At 70.9% G+C, this 13,705-nt stretch carries 18 protein-coding genes, 2 tRNA genes and 1 riboswitch; of the genes, 14 read left to right on the plus strand and 6 right to left on the minus strand.

What is annotated here, in order from left to right:
- Window positions 1-22: 22 nt before the first annotated feature.
- Window positions 23-157, plus strand: a riboswitch (cyclic di-AMP (ydaO/yuaA leader).
- Window positions 158-170: 13 nt separating this feature from the next.
- Window positions 171-1,202: an NlpC/P60 family protein gene (locus tag KSK32_RS34545; RefSeq protein WP_216931435.1), complete on the plus strand. Its 1,032-nt coding sequence runs from the start codon at window positions 171-173 to the stop codon at window positions 1,200-1,202.
- 64 nt (window positions 1,203-1,266) lie between these two features.
- Here KSK32_RS34545 and dcd read toward each other — a convergent pair whose 3' ends face one another.
- Window positions 1,267-1,845: a dCTP deaminase gene (gene dcd, locus KSK32_RS12805; RefSeq protein ID WP_216931436.1), complete on the minus strand. Its 579-nt coding sequence runs from the start codon at window positions 1,843-1,845 to the stop codon at window positions 1,267-1,269.
- A 78-nt stretch (window positions 1,846-1,923) separates the two neighbouring features.
- Between dcd and KSK32_RS12810 the strand changes: the two genes are divergently transcribed.
- Window positions 1,924-2,469, plus strand: coding sequence for a pyridoxamine 5'-phosphate oxidase family protein (locus tag KSK32_RS12810; protein ID WP_216931437.1), 546 nt, complete (start codon window positions 1,924-1,926; stop codon window positions 2,467-2,469).
- Window positions 2,470-2,538: 69 nt separating this feature from the next.
- On the opposite strand, the gene KSK32_RS12815 is transcribed toward KSK32_RS12810, so the two are convergent.
- Complete coding sequence (locus KSK32_RS12815) at window positions 2,539-3,537, minus strand: zinc metalloprotease (RefSeq protein WP_216931438.1); 999 nt, start codon at window positions 3,535-3,537, stop codon at window positions 2,539-2,541.
- A gap of 271 nt (window positions 3,538-3,808) precedes the next feature.
- On the opposite strand from KSK32_RS12815, the gene KSK32_RS12820 reads away from it, so the two are divergent.
- The 4 genes from KSK32_RS12820 to KSK32_RS12835 all read left to right on the plus strand — a co-directional run bounded on the left by KSK32_RS12820 (window position 3,809) and on the right by KSK32_RS12835 (window position 4,915).
- Window positions 3,809-3,882, plus strand: a tRNA-Gly gene (locus KSK32_RS12820).
- 103 nt (window positions 3,883-3,985) lie between these two features.
- Window positions 3,986-4,324, plus strand: coding sequence for a hypothetical protein (locus KSK32_RS12825; protein ID WP_216931439.1), 339 nt, complete (start codon window positions 3,986-3,988; stop codon window positions 4,322-4,324).
- A 79-nt stretch (window positions 4,325-4,403) separates the two neighbouring features.
- Entirely contained in the window at window positions 4,404-4,607 is a 204-nt protein-coding gene (locus tag KSK32_RS12830; protein ID WP_216931440.1) for a hypothetical protein, read from the plus strand.
- Window positions 4,608-4,798: 191 nt separating this feature from the next.
- A tRNA-OTHER gene (locus KSK32_RS12835) sits at window positions 4,799-4,915 on the plus strand.
- Between the two features lie 136 nt (window positions 4,916-5,051).
- Here KSK32_RS12835 and KSK32_RS12840 read toward each other — a convergent pair.
- A protein-coding gene (locus KSK32_RS12840; protein WP_216935760.1) for an IS5 family transposase occupies window positions 5,052-5,917 on the minus strand; the annotation gives its coding sequence in 2 pieces (ribosomal slippage) (window positions 5,052-5,578 and window positions 5,578-5,917; 867 coding nt in all).
- A gap of 70 nt (window positions 5,918-5,987) precedes the next feature.
- On the opposite strand from KSK32_RS12840, the gene KSK32_RS12845 reads away from it, so the two are divergent.
- The 4 genes from KSK32_RS12845 (at window position 5,988) to KSK32_RS33390 (ending at window position 9,066) form a co-directional block, all read left to right on the plus strand.
- A complete protein-coding gene (locus tag KSK32_RS12845; RefSeq protein ID WP_254187038.1) occupies window positions 5,988-6,173 on the plus strand; it encodes an e9imm peptide in 186 nt (61 codons plus the stop codon).
- Between the two features lie 140 nt (window positions 6,174-6,313).
- Window positions 6,314-7,159: a helix-turn-helix domain-containing protein gene (locus KSK32_RS12850; RefSeq protein WP_216931442.1), complete on the plus strand. Its 846-nt coding sequence runs from the start codon at window positions 6,314-6,316 to the stop codon at window positions 7,157-7,159.
- Between the two features lie 157 nt (window positions 7,160-7,316).
- Window positions 7,317-8,219, plus strand: a complete 903-nt coding sequence (locus KSK32_RS12855) for an alpha/beta hydrolase (RefSeq protein WP_216936044.1) — start codon at window positions 7,317-7,319, stop codon at window positions 8,217-8,219.
- A gap of 625 nt (window positions 8,220-8,844) precedes the next feature.
- Complete coding sequence (locus KSK32_RS33390) at window positions 8,845-9,066, plus strand: hypothetical protein (RefSeq protein ID WP_254187040.1); 222 nt, start codon at window positions 8,845-8,847, stop codon at window positions 9,064-9,066.
- Here KSK32_RS33390 and KSK32_RS12865 read toward each other — a convergent pair.
- On the minus strand, window positions 9,044-9,349 hold the full coding sequence (locus KSK32_RS12865) for a hypothetical protein (protein WP_216931443.1): 306 nt from the start codon (window positions 9,347-9,349) through the stop codon (window positions 9,044-9,046). The two genes, KSK32_RS33390 and KSK32_RS12865, sit on opposite strands and share 23 nt — an antisense overlap.
- Window positions 9,350-9,486: 137 nt before the next feature.
- Here KSK32_RS12865 and KSK32_RS12870 point away from each other — a divergent pair, with 137 nt between their 5' ends.
- A complete protein-coding gene (locus KSK32_RS12870) occupies window positions 9,487-10,098 on the plus strand; it encodes a dihydrofolate reductase family protein (protein WP_216931444.1) in 612 nt (203 codons plus the stop codon).
- Here KSK32_RS12870 and KSK32_RS12875 read toward each other — a convergent pair.
- Together KSK32_RS12875 and KSK32_RS12880 are read right to left on the minus strand one after the other, a co-directional pair.
- Window positions 10,077-10,583: a GNAT family N-acetyltransferase gene (locus KSK32_RS12875; RefSeq protein ID WP_216931445.1), complete on the minus strand. Its 507-nt coding sequence runs from the start codon at window positions 10,581-10,583 to the stop codon at window positions 10,077-10,079. The two genes, KSK32_RS12870 and KSK32_RS12875, sit on opposite strands and share 22 nt — an antisense overlap.
- Before the next feature lie 9 nt (window positions 10,584-10,592).
- Window positions 10,593-10,988, minus strand: a complete 396-nt coding sequence (locus tag KSK32_RS12880) for a VOC family protein (RefSeq protein ID WP_216931446.1) — start codon at window positions 10,986-10,988, stop codon at window positions 10,593-10,595.
- Window positions 10,989-11,075: 87 nt separating this feature from the next.
- On the opposite strand from KSK32_RS12880, the gene KSK32_RS12885 reads away from it, so the two are divergent.
- The 3 genes from KSK32_RS12885 (at window position 11,076) to KSK32_RS12895 (ending at window position 13,698) form a co-directional block, all read left to right on the plus strand.
- Window positions 11,076-11,969, plus strand: coding sequence for a LysR family transcriptional regulator (locus KSK32_RS12885; RefSeq protein WP_216931447.1), 894 nt, complete (start codon window positions 11,076-11,078; stop codon window positions 11,967-11,969).
- Between the two features lie 32 nt (window positions 11,970-12,001).
- Window positions 12,002-12,568, plus strand: coding sequence for an NUDIX hydrolase (locus KSK32_RS12890; protein WP_216931448.1), 567 nt, complete (start codon window positions 12,002-12,004; stop codon window positions 12,566-12,568).
- A gap of 77 nt (window positions 12,569-12,645) precedes the next feature.
- A complete protein-coding gene (locus KSK32_RS12895) occupies window positions 12,646-13,698 on the plus strand; it encodes a MerR family transcriptional regulator (protein ID WP_216931449.1) in 1,053 nt (350 codons plus the stop codon).
- Window positions 13,699-13,705: the final 7 nt, after the last annotated feature.

The raw sequence follows: 13,705 nt of genomic DNA on the forward strand, positions 1-13,705 counted from the left end.
ACCGTCCAACCCGGTCGGTGACGGTCCGACACCGCCGAGTCGCCTACGGGCGAGCCGGGGAACCAGGTACCTGGGGTGAATCCGCAGCGATGCGGTAGGGCGGCTCCCTTCCCGCCCGAATCCGTCAGCTAACCCGGTAGGCGGTACGGAAGAAGGAGTACGGACGCCCGGTGGCACTCCATGCCCCGCGGCCGTCGTCGAGCCGGTCGGTCGACCGGTCCACGGCTGTGCCGCGTACCCGCTGGTCCCGCTTCACCATCGCTCTCGCCGCCCTCGTCGGCACCGCCGTCGTCCTGACCGGTGGCGCCACGGCGGCACACGCCGAACCCTCGGTCGCCGAGATCGAGGCCCAGATCGACCGCGACTGGAACAAGCTCGAACCGGTCATCGAACAGGTCAACGCCGTACGCGGGCAGCTCGCCGCACGGCGCAAGCAGGCCGACGCGCTCGGCCGGCAGATCGCACCCCTCCAGGCCCGGGTGGACGCCGCGCTCGGCCAGGTCGGCGGGCTCGCCGCCGACGCCTACAAGGGCGACAACCTCTCCACCGTCAACGCGCTGCTGGGCAGCCGCTCGCCCGGCGACCTGGTCAACGGCCTGGAACTGCTCGACCGCTTCGCGCACCGCCAGCACGAGCAGGTGCGCTCCGTCGCCGCGCTGCGCGACGAGCTGGCGGCGAAGAAGAAGCCGCTGGACGAGATGATCGCCGGTCTGGCGCGTACCGAGGCCCAGCTCGCGGCGAAGAAGAAGCAGATCGACGCCGAGATCGCCAAGCTGGAGAAACTACGGCTCAAGGTGTACGGCAAGGGTGGCGGGGGCCCGCTGCGCCCGGCGCCGTGCCCGGCCGGCTACCCCGGCGGCCCGGCCGGGGCGGCGGTCAAGTTCGCTTGCGCCCAGATCGGCAAGATCTACGTCTGGGGCGCGGCCGGGCCGGACCACTTCGACTGCTCGGGCCTCACCATGGCGGCCTGGGCGAAGGGCGGCGTCTCACTGCCGCACAGCGCGCGCCAGCAGCACGGCGTGACGAAGCGGGTCAGCCGGGCCGAATTGCGCGCCGGTGACCTCGTCTTCTACTACGGCGACCTGCACCACGTGGCGATGTACGTGGGCGACGGCTGGGTGGTGCACGCCTCCCAGTCCGGCAAGCCCATCACGATGAAGCGGGTCGACGACGGCGACATCAACAGCTACGGCCGATCGTAAGGAAGGGCCCCCTCTTAACGCCTCCGGTAGAGGAGGGGGCCCCTATTAACAACTGTGGGCGCCGTCAGCGCGCCGGCCAGGTGCGCCAGCTCTGCCAGGACCGGCTCGGCGTCGGTCCGCGCTGCCCCTGGTACCGCGAGCCGTAGACGGCCGAGCCGTACGGGTGCTCGGCCGGCGAGGAGAGCCGGAAGATGCAGAGCTGCCCGATCTTCATCCCCGGCCAGAGCGTGATCGGCAGGTTCGCCACGTTCGACAGCTCCAGCGTGACGTGACCGGAGAAGCCCGGGTCGATGAAGCCGGCGGTCGAGTGGGTCAGCAGCCCCAGCCGCCCCAGGCTCGACTTGCCCTCCAGCCGGCCGGCGAGCTGGTCACCCAGCGAGATCACCTCAAGCGTGGAGGCGAGCACGAACTCGCCCGGGTGCAGCACGAACGGCTGCCCCTCCGGCACCTCCACCATCGAGGTCAGGTCGTCCTGCTGGATCGACGGGTCGATGTGCGTGTAGAGGTGGTTGTTGAAGACCCGGAACAGCCGGTCCAGGCGTACGTCGATGCTCGACGGCTGCACCAGCGTGGGCTCGAAGGGCTCCAGCGCGAGCGTGCCGGCCTTGATCTCGGAGACCAGGTCGCGGTCGGAGAGCAGCATCGGAACACCATAGCGACCGGTACGGGTGACCAGCGTGTCGCAGTGCATCTTCGTACACGTGTTCGATAGAGTGTCCACATGGCTTCCTGGTCCGAATTCGCCGCCGACGAGCCCCGCCTCGCCGACGAGATCCGCCTCCTGATGCAGCAGTACGGGCCGGGCTTCGGCTACCTCGCCACGGTCCGCGCCGACGGCGGCCCCCGGGTCCACCCGGTCTCCCCGGTTTTCACCGCCGACGGCCTCTGGTGCTTCGTCATCGACTCGCCGAAGCGCCGCGACCTCGAACGCGACGGCCGCTACGCCCTGCACTCGTTCCCGCCGGAGGAGAGCGACGACGAGGCGTACGTCGCGGGCCGCGCCCGTCCGGTGACCGACCCCGCCACGGTGGCCCGGCTGGCCCGGATCGGCCGCGCGTCGCCGCAGGGCGACTGGCGGCTGTTCGAGTTCACCGTCGAGGTGGCGATGTTGACCCGGCGCGATCCGGTCGCCCAGCCCGGCGCCGCCCCGCCGCAGGTGCGGGTGTGGCTCGACCCGCACGGGGGCGCGCCGGCCCGGCGTGACCCGCTCGCCGCCGAGGGCCGCCGCGGCCGGCACGGCTTCGACACGCGCCGCCCGGCCGCTTGACCCGACCCGGAAACGAGCGGTGCCGGCCCCGTCCGAAGGCAGGGCCGGCACCGGTACGCGGTACGACGGTCAGGCTGCGCGGTAGGCGTTCCACGCGGTGAGCATGCGGCTCGCCTGGCCGGCGGTGAACTGGTACATGCAGGAGTCGTACGTGTAGTCCATGAAGTTGGTGATCGGGTCCTTGCCCGCGGCCGAGCAGGTGTCCCGCCCGGTCGGGCACTGGTACGCCGGGGACGCCTCGGCCGGGGTGTCGGAGACGCTGTCGCCCGAGCCGGAGCAGCCGCCCTGGAAGGTGTGGTACAGGTTCAACCAGTGGCCGACCTCGTGGGTGCCGGTGTCACCCTGGTTGTAGTTGGTCGCCGTGCCGCCAGGCAGCGACTCGTTGAGCACCACCACGCCGTCCATCTTGTCCAGCGAGCGCTTCGGGAACGTCGCCCAGCCGAGCAGGCCGTTGCTCAGCTCGCCGAGGTAGATGTTGAGCGTGTTCTTGCCGCCCACGCGCAGCGAGGTCTTCATCGAGCGCTCCGCCGAGGAGCCCTGCACGATCGGGTACCACGACGGGTTGGTCACCCGGTTGATCTTCGTGAGCTGGAACCCGAAGGCGGTGGCGGCACCACCGGTCGAGCCCGCGTACGACTGGTTCAGCACGGTGATCTGCTGGTTGATCATCGAGTCGGTGATGTTGCCGCCGGCCCGGGTGCTGTTCTCCTGGATGACGTGCACGACGACCGGGATCGTCACGGTGGCCAGCGGGGCGACGGCACCGGTCCGGAAGCCGGCCCGCTCGCGCTGCGCCGCGGCGAGGTCGGCCTCCCGCTCACGGACCTGCTTGGCGGTCAGGTGGCTCGGGTCCAGCTTGGCGTTGCCGCCCTTCGCGACGCGAGCGTTCGAGTGCTCGTGCTCGTCGGCGTGGGCGTCGGCCGGCTCGGCGCAGACGCCGGCCGGGGCGGCCGAGAAGGCCGAAGCAGCGGGGACGACGCCGACGGCGGCGGTGCTGAGCAGCAGCGCGAGGGTCGACGTCGCGACACCGGCGGTACGCCGGGTCAGCAGGTTGGGACGGAGTCCCATGGGCCCACCTCTTTCTGACGGCGTGGCAGGGGGTGTGTCACGCCGGTTCGGAAACGTGAGGCAGACGTTACATCCCATCGACATATTTGAGAATGGCCATGTGTTGCCGGCGTGCAACATCGTGCCCGCCGGCTCCGGTGGGTGCTTGATCCACTCCAGTTCGGGGAGGTGGCGGGGTCAACCGCCCGCCGATGCCGCCCACCTCGCCGAGGTGGCGCGCGGGCACCTGAGTGCGCGGGGGTGGTGACCTTCAGGTAGAGTGGTGCCGCCTGCGGGTGTAGTTCAATGGCAGAACATCAGCTTCCCAAGCTGACAGTGCGGGTTCGATTCCCGTCACCCGCTCCAACGTGAAGGCCCTGGCCAGGATGCAAGTCCTGGCCAGGGCCTTCGATGTTGCAGGGCCGGCGCTCGCGCGGCGTGCCATTGGCCCCGGTCGGAGGAGGGCACCGTGCCTTCGAAATTGACCCGCGACGGGGCCATCCATCTCGTGCAGCGAATCATGCGACTCGACTACGCCGACCACGCCGAGCTGAACGACTGGCTGGACCAGCTCGAAGGTGACCTCGGCTACCCGGACATCTCTGAGTTGATCTTCGCGATCGGCCCGGAGCTGACTGCAGCTGAGGTGGTCGACGCAGCGACGAGCTACCGACCGGTGGAGCCGCGGCAGTCGCCTGGCGCCTGGCGTCATCGGTGGCTGTCCTTCTTGGTCTTCATGCCGGCCTTGCCCTTTCGCTTCCGGCGGTGGTCAAGACGGATGCTGTACAGCTGCAGGGCAGGGTCATGATGGACGCGTGACGTGGAATGCGCGGGACGCACTGGACCGATGGCGAATGCGCGGCCCCGGAAAGGCTGCACGAGTTGACTTGTCCCTCGCATTCCTCGCCGGGTTTGCGCTCTGGAGCTGGGCTGTGCACGGCTGGGCCGGTGCCCGCGGCTACCACGGCCTGCTCGACGGATGGCGTCCCTGGTACCTCGCCGTCGCCGCCGTGACCTACTGGCCGCTCGCGTGCTTCCTGTGGTGGTCGATTCACCCGACGGCAGGACTGCTCCCCTGGACGCGGGAATGACACGACCACCCAGCTAGGCACCCCGAGTAGTCAGCTGACCGCGCACAGTGCTGCGGTGACCACGACGAACAGCGCGATCAGTGCGGCCGAGCCGCCTCGAACGAGTCCTGACCGGCTGAGAATGCCCACCACGACAGCCGCTCCCACGCCCGGCAGCCAGTGGCCGATCTCGGAATGCCGGTCGGACTCGAAGCCCAGTTGGCCGAGGGCCGCACGGCCGTAGCCGACGAGCGCGGCCCCGCCGGCCCAGATGAGCAGGACCCAGCCGCATCCCAAGCTTGCAGTGCGGGTTCGATTCCCGCACTGCTGCACGCGAGAGGCCCTGGTCAGGACGCAAGTTCTAGCCAGGGCCTTCGACGTTCCGTAGCCTCCGCTCCGAGGTGAGCGAGTTGGCAGCAAAGCTGACCCGAGACGAGGCGATCGCCCTAGGCCCTGTCCTGTCGATCATGGAAGCCAGATGATGGCGGCGATGAGGACGAGGCTGGCCTGGTAGAGAGATGCCCGTTTCGCATAGCGGGTGGCCAGGTCACGCCACTGCTTGAGCCGGTTGAAGCAGCGTTCCACGACGTTGCGCTTGCGGTAGACCTGCTTGTCGAAGGCCGGTGGTCGCCCGCCGGCGCTGCCCCTGGCGGCGCGGCGGGCGACCTGGTCGGAGCGTTCCGGGATGACGTGTCGGATTCCGCGTTGGCGCAGCGCTCGGCGGGTGGAATCGTGCGCGTAGGCCTTGTCAGCGATCAGCACGTCGGGCCGCTTGCGGGGCCGGCCCGGTCCGGGCTCGTTGACCCGGATCGCGTCCAGCAGCGCGAGGAGTTGCGGGTTGTCGCCGGCCTGGCCCGGGGTGAGCAGGATCGACAGCGGCCGGCCACGCCCATCGACAGCCAGGTGGATTTTCGTGCTCAGTCCGCCGCGGGATCGGCCGATGGCCTCGCCATCTTGCGCACCAGGCGTCGCCGGACTTGTTGGGGAGCCCCTTTTTTACGGGCGCCAGCTGCATGCTGGTGTGCCCGCACGATCGACGAGTCGATGCTGATCGTCCACTGCACCGGTGTGCCGTCGTCATGGACCTGCGCCGCAGCGAGGATCCGATCCCACGTCCCGTCGGCAGTCCAGCGGCGCAGCCGCTCGTGACAGGTCTTCCACGGCCCGAAACGTTCCGGCAGGTCACGCCACGGCGCACCCGTACGCAGCTTCCACAGGATCCCGTTGATGACCTGGCGATGATCCCGCCACCGCCCACGCGCACCACCCGGCTCCGGAAGCAGCGGCGCGATCACCGCCCACGCCTCGTCAGTCAGTTCACCACGACGCACCACCGGCACATCGTCAACGACCAACCACTACAAGATCGGCAGGACACGCCTAGTCGAACGGATCATGGGCATGGACTACGCGGACGACGACGAGTTGGGCTGCTGGCTGGACCAGCTTGAGCGAGACTTGGTCTGCCCAGGCGGCTATGTCTCCGACCTGATCTACTGGAGCGACGCTGCGTTGACGGCTGCTGAGGTGGTCGACCGAGCCTTGGCCTACCAGCCGATCCAGATGCGGTCCACGCCCTGGACGTAGCCTCCGCCGCGCATCCGACCCAACCCCTGCGGCCGGCGGCCCTCCGAGGAGTCGAGGGTGACCGACCGAGGCGGCCAACCCCGGACGCCTCGGGACGATGACCGACCGACCCGTTTGAGGGTGACGCGTACCATCGTGACGTGCGACCTACCGACCCGGTGCGTGTCGGTTCGCCCGCCTGGGATATCGCCGTCCCCGCACGACCGGGGCGGCTGGCGGGAGTCACCATGGCGGGTTTCAGCGATCGGGCTGACGCCCCGGTCGAGGTCGAGGTCGTGCCGCACCCCGCAATCATGATGCTCTTCGACCTCGGCGATCAGCCGCTCGTCGTCGACGACGGCGCTGGACGGCAACAGCGAGGCTGTGTCACCGCGGGCCTCGCGCCACCCCACGGTGCGCGCGGACGAGGTCAGGCCGGAAGCTTCGCCTGCCTTCAGGTGCGGCTGTCGCCCGTGATCGCGCACGCGGTCCTGGGCGCCACGTGGGAGCTGAGCGGAGCCGTGACAACCCTCGACGACCTCTGGGGGCGGGACGCCGCGCGAATCCAGGAGCGGCTGCGCGCCGCCCGCTCCTGGGACGACCGCTTTGCGATAGCCGAGGTGGCGCTGGCCCGGCGTCACGACGCGGGCCGCGCGGTCGACGCGGAGGTCGCCTTCTGCTGGACGCGGATGGTGGCCGGCGGGGGACAGGTGCGGGTCGAGCGGTTGGCGGCCGAGGTCGGATGGAGCCGCAAACGGCTGTGGGCCCGGTTCCGGTCCCAGATCGGTCTCACTCCCAAGCGCGCCGCCCAGCTCATCCGGTTCGATCGTGCGGCCCATCGCCTCGCCGCGGGTCACAGCGCCGCAGCAGCGGCGGCCGACAGCGGTTACGCCGACCAGTCGCACCTTCACCGAGACGTCATGGCCTTTACCGGAGCGACGCCCGCGACAGTGGCAAGCGCACCGTTCCTCGCCGTCGACAACGTCGCCTGGCCCGCCCGGCCCTGACACCGGACCGTCGAAGCCGATCCTGACATTCGTTCAATCCAACGGCATGCACCGGCTGTGACAGTGAGCCCACAGCGTCTGCATGCCGGAGGACACCATGAGAGGCAAAGCTCCACTGGGCACCCGGATCCTGAAGGATTCGCTGGACTGGGAGGCTCTGACCGACGATCAGGTGATCGCCGCGCGCGAGAAGGCCAACCGCGTTGCGTCGTCTCGTGCCGCACGGATCATCACCGGTTTCCCGGACCGCCGAGCACGCATCGAGGAAACCTCCATCGATCTTCCAGGTCGCCGTCTGACGCTGCGGGTGCACCGCCCGAAGGACACCGGCCGGAGGCTGCCGCTGGTCGTCTCGTTCCACGGCGGAGGTTTCTTCGCGGGTACCGCTGCGCAGAACGACTGGCTCAACAGCCACCTCGCGGCCCGGTGCCCGGCGGTGGTCGTCTCGGTGGAGTACCGCCTCGCCCCGGAGCACCCGCTGCCCCGGCCGATCGACGACGGCTACGACACGGTCGTCCGGCTCGTCGACGACGCCGCGCAGTGGAACATCGATCCGGCAGCCGTCGCAGTCATGGGCGAGAGCGCCGGTGGCACGATCGCTGGACTCATCGCCTTGCGTGCCCGCAAGGACGGCCCGCCGCTGCGTGCCCAGGCTCTGATCTATCCGGGCACGGACTGGACCGAGAGCATGACCGAGTACCCCTCGATCACGGACAACGCCGACAACCCCACTCTGCCGGTGTCCCGGCTACGCGCGACCCGCAAGTTGGCCGTGCCACCCGCCCTCGACTCGCGCAGTGTGTCACCCGTCAAGTTCGACAGCCTCGCCGGACTGCCACCGGCACTGGTCGTCACCGCCGCACTGGATCCGCTGGCCGATCAGGGAAGCCGCTATGTCGAACGGCTTCGCGAGGACGGCACCGACGTTCGCCTGACCTGCTACCCGAGGGCCACTCACACCTTCCTGAGCACTCCTGGTCTGGTGCCTGCCGCCCGGCCGGCGCGCCGCGAGATAGTCGCCTTCCTCCGCAGCCACCTTCACCCGGCGCCGCGAAGCTGAGACGGTAGGGCATGCACGAAGGCCCTGGTCAGAGACCAGGGCCTTCGACGTCATTCAGGCCGTGCGCGCCCGGCGCGCCGTCGCGAGACCCTTCGGTCGTACGGCTCGGGATAGTGCCAGTCCGCGATCCAGTACCTACGACGGAGCAGGTCTCCGTCGAGCGGCACGTCCGGCGTCTTCAGCATTGCCGGTCCCTCCGCGCTGCCCAGTGGCACTCGCAGTTGGCCTCCTGCTCGTGGGCCGTCATACCCTGAAACGCGGTGGCCACACCCGTCAGCGCTTCGTCCAGGAGGCCGCCGAATGGAACCGAGCGCTTCGCCGACGATGGACCGGCTCGCCGTCCTGCTCGACTGGGACGGGTCGGCGGGGATGCAGGTCGAATGGCCGGCCCTCACCGAGGCGGCCGGCCATCCCTTTCCCGAGGACTACCGACGCTTCGTCGAGCGCTTCCCGCACGGCACCATCGGCTGGCTGAAGGTGCTTCATCCTTCCCGCCGGAACCTACCGGACTTCCTTGAGTACGCGCGGAACTGGCACGACGTGATGCACGAGAAGGCAGAGCGCGCAGGTGTAGTTCCCCTACCACTTCGGCACCTCGCCGGGAGACCTCCGGGTCTGGGGAACCGTGAACCTCGACTATCTGCTCTGCTGGCATCTCGACGACGGCCCGCCCGAGCGGTGGCCGACTGTGGTCTGTGATACCGCCCTGATCGACCCGGTCGAGCGCTACGCCGGCACTGCCACCGCGTTGCTGGTCGAGATCGCGGAACTGAGGAACCCGGTACCGGTGATCGGTTACGTGACGGAGATCGAGGGGATGCCCTTCAGGTTCGTCCGGGACGAGTAGAGCGGGTCCACTGGCTCGGGCGGATCCAGGTCTGCCCGTCGCCGGGCCGGACCCGCACGGAGTCGCCCAGGTCCAAGGCGGCGAGCACCCCGAACACGGCGTCCAGGACGGCTCGCCCGTCCGCTGCCGCAAGGACGTCGATGTCGAGGTGGGAGATGTGCTCGCCCGTTCCGGCGCCGGTCACCTCGCCGCGCCCGATGAGAGCCTCGTTGAGCGCATCTTCGAGGTCGTCGCGATCGATGTCGATCTGCCCGTCGATGACCAGTTCCACGAAATCCGTCACGTCGCGCCCCGAGGGTGGAAGCTGAGGTCGGTGACCTTACCGGAGGCGGGGATGGGGCCCGGACCGGTGGCGGCGATGAGTTGCGGGGCCTGGCCGGGTCTGCCGGTCGACGGAGCTGAGACCGGAGGAGCGGACCCATGGGCAAGTTGATCGTGACCGAGTTCCTGACCCTCGACGGCGTGGCGCAGGCGCCCGGTGAGCCGGACGAGGACCGTGAGGGCGGCTTCAGTCACGGCGGCTGGCAGATGCCGTTGCTCGACGACAAGTCCGGCGCGGTGATGTTCCAGCAGGCGAGCAGCATGGACGCGCTGCTGCTGGGCCGCAAGACGTACGACATCTTCGCCGGTTACTGGCCGAAGGCGCCCGCGGACGTCCCCTTCACCGGCCTGCTGAACGGCGTGCCGAAGTACGTGGCCAGCCGTACCCTCGCCGAGCCGCTCGCCTGGCAGAACTCGTCGCTGGTGAAGGGTGACCTCGCCGAGCGCGTCACCGAGATGAAGGGCCGCCACGCCGAGGTCCACGTGATCGGCAGCCTGGACCTGGTGCAGTCGCTGCTGCGCCTCGGCCTGGTGGACCGGCTCCACCTGTGGGTGTATCCGGTGGTGCTCGGCACCGGCAAGCGGCTGTTCGGCGAGGGCACAATGCCGAGCGCGCTGCGGCTCACCGAGTCGGTCACCCACGCCCACGGCACGCTGCAACTGACGTACGAGCCGGCCGGCACGCCCGCCTACGGGGACGCGGCCGCGTAGGGCGCGCGGAGGTCGAGCGTGTGTCGAAGGCCGGGCTCCCCGCCCAGCTCCACCTGGTGATCCGGCACGAAACCGGTACGCCGGAGCACCGCCAGTGAGGCCGGGTTCGCCAGCGCCGCCGAGGCCACCAGCCGGTGCAGCCCGTACTCGGTGCGGGCCAGTTCGCAGACGCGCCGTACGCCCTCACTCGCGAGCCCGCGCCCGGCGGCGCGTTCGGCCACCCGGTAGCCCAGCTCGGCGCTGCCCTTCGCCACGTCGACCAGGTTGAACCGCCCGAGCACGGCGCCGTGGTCGCCGACCAGCACGTGGAAGTGGCAGGTGCCGCGTTCCTGCTCGTCCAGCAGGGCCGCGTGCCGGGCGGCGTACCCGGTGAAGAAGTCGTCGCCCCGGTCGGGGACGTGCCGGGCGAAGTACGCCCGGTTCTCCCGCTCGAACCGCAGCACGGCGGGTGCGTGGTGGGCGGCGAGTCGTTCCAGCTCCGGCATCGGAACAGGTTAGGCGTCGGCCGGATAGCAGCGCAGTTCGATTGTGTTGCCGTCCGGGTCGCTCACGTAGATCGAGGTGGCGGTGCCGCGCGCGCCGAAGCGCGAAACCGGGCCGGTCAGCACGGTGAACACGCCGGAGCCGACCACCCGCTGCCAGTCGACCGGCTCCACCACCAGGCAGAAATGGTCCACGTTGGATCCGCCCGGCTCGCCCCGCACCAGGTCGATGATGGTGCCGGCGTCGACGCGTACGGACGGGAACGGCACCTCGCCGGCCCGCCACCTGTCGACCCGCACCGGGGCCAGGCCGAGCGTGGCGCAGTAGAAGTCGAGGGAGCGTTCGACGTCGCTCACCGAGAGCACGAGGTGGTCGAAACCGGTCACCGTCACGAGATGGTTCTGCATGCCGTCAACCCTGGTCCGGCGCGCCACCCGGACCAAGCCCGAACCGGACTACGATCGTTGACCCGCAGGCAACGACGGAGGTGCCCGGTGCTGGAGCGGTACGAGATCGAGACGTTCCTGACCCTGGCCGAGGAGCTGCACTTCGGGCGGACCGCCGAGCGGCTGCGGGTGAGCACCGGGCGGGTCAGTCACGTGGTGCGCAAGCTGGAACGTCGCATCGGCGCGCCGCTGTTCGAGCGCACCAGCCGGGTCGTCCGGCTCACCCCGATCGGCGCCCGCCTGGCCGAGGAGATGCGCCCGCTGGTGGCCGGCATCGAGGAGGCGGTCCAGCGGGCCGTGGACGCCGGGCGCGGGCTCATCGGCGAGCTGCGGGTGGCGTACGTCGGCGAGTCGACAGCTCCGGTGCTGCTGCGGGCGGTCTCTCTGTTCACCGAGCGCCACCCGGACTGCGAGGTGCACGTGCACGAGGCACCTCTGGCCAGCACCCGGTCGAGCCTGCGGGACGGCACGATAGACGTGCTGATCGCCTCGTACCCCTTCGACGGCATGGCGAACGGCCCGGTGCTGATGCGCGAGCGCCGGGTGCTCGCGGTGGCCGCGGGCCATCCGCTCGCGGCGGAGGAGTCGGTGTCGCTGGAGGTGCACGGCGACCATCCGGTGGTGCAGTACCCGGCGGTGACCTCGACCGCGTTCAAGCAGGACCGCACGCCGGACCGCACCCCGTCCGGCCGACCGGTGCCGCAGGGCCCGGTGGGCGGCAGTTTCTCCGAGATGCTGGCACTGGTCGCGCTGGGGCGCGGGGTGCTGCCGGTGGGCGAGCAGACCCGGCGGTTCCACGCCCGGCCGGACGTGGCCTACGTGCCGATCCACGACGCGCCGCCGATCTGTCGCGGTCCGGTGTGGCCGGCCGGGAACACCACGTCCCGGGTACGCGAGTTCGTCCGCGCGGCGGCCGACGCCAACCCGCTGCCGCCGGACTGACGCCGTCGTACCCGGCTGGCAGCATCGGCGGGATGCGGGACGAGATCCGGGCACTGGTCGAGGAACTGACACCGGGGGACGAGCAGGAGGCGCGGCACCGGGAGGCGGCGCTGACGTGGCTGGCCGGCACGGAGGACATCTTCCGCCGGGCCAAGCCGCGTACGCCGTCGCCGCACCTGGTCGCGTACTTCCTGCTCCGCGACCCGGCCGACGGCGCGGTGCTGCTGGTCGACCACCGCCTGGCCGGGATGTGGCTGCCCAGCGGCGGTCACGTCGAGCCGGGCGAGCACCCGGCCGACACGGTACGCCGCGAGGTGCGCGAGGAGCTGGGCGTGGCGGCGGTCTTCGCGCCACCGTCCGGTGAGCGCCCGGCGTTCCTCACCGTCACCGAGACGGTCGGCCCGCCGGATCAGCGGCACACCGACGTCAGCCTCTGGTACGTGCTGTCCGCCCGCCGTGACCAGCGGTTCACGCCCGATCCGGTGGAGTTCGCCGGCATCCGCTGGTGGACGCCGGCCGAGGTGAACGAGGCGCCAGCCGGCACGATCGAGCCGCATCTGGGGCGGATGCTGACCAAGCTGGCGGCGACGACGCCTTGACCCGTCCCCTGCGGCAAGGCCCAGCGTGATCGGTGCCGGTCGCGGTGACCGGCACGAGGAGCGCGAGGGAGGACACGGTGCGACTGCTGACGATCGGCGCGTTCGCCCGCGCGACCGGCCTGAGCGCCAAGGCGTTGCGCATCTACGACGACTGCGGGCTGCTGCCCCCGGCCGCGGTGGACCCGCACTCGGGCTACCGCTACTACGCGCCGGAGCAGCGGGACCGGGCGCGGCTGATCGCCGGGCTGCGCCGGGCCGGGATGCCGCTGGCCGAGATCCGTACCGTCTGCGGCCTGCCGCCCGCTGCCGCCGCTGAGGCGCTCGGCGCCTGGTGGCGGCGGGTCAGCGCGGACACCGCGGCGCGCGGCCGGGCCGTCGCGCTCCTCGTCGACAGGCTCAGCGAGAGGGGCACCACCATGTCCGAGACCACCTTCCGGTACGCGACGCGCTGCGAGACGGGCACGGTCCGCGACTCCAACGAGGACACCGCGTACGCGAGCGCGGCACTGCTCGCGGTGGCCGACGGCGTACGCGGTCCGGCCGGGTCCACTGCCAGCGCTGCGGCGGTGGAGGCGCTGCGGCCGTTGGAGCAGGCGGACACGCCGGAGGTCGATCTGCTCGGCGCGCTGGCCGACGCGGTGACCCGGGCCGACCGGGCGGTACGCGCGCACGCCACCGACGCCGACCAGCCCGCCACCACGCTCACCGCGCTCGTGCGGCGTGGCACCCGGCTCGCCCTGGTGCACGTCGGGGACAGCCGGGCGTACCTGCTGCGCGGCGGCGAGCTGTCCCGGCTCACCCAGGACCACACGTACGTGCAGACGCTCGTCGACCAGGGACGGCTCACGCCGGCCGAGGCGGGGGCCCATCCGCAGCGGGCGCTGCTGGCCCGGGCGCTCGGCGCGGGCGCGGAGGTGGAGGCGGACCTGGCGCTGCGGACCGCGCTGCCCGGCGACCGCTATCTGCTCTGCTCCGACGGTCTCTCCGCGGTGGTGGAGCCGGGCGCGCTGCACGCCGCCCTGGCGGAGGCGGACGATCCGGCGGCCGCCGTGGGGCGCCTGGTCGAGCTGGCGTACGCGGCCGGCGCGCCGGACAACATCGCCTGCGTGGTCGCCGACCTGGCGGCGTGATCCCCGC

Origin of the sequence: Micromonospora sp. WMMB482 (assembly GCF_019038635.1) — a bacterium.
GTDB classification, from domain to species: Bacteria; Actinomycetota; Actinomycetes; order Mycobacteriales; family Micromonosporaceae; genus Micromonospora; species Micromonospora marina.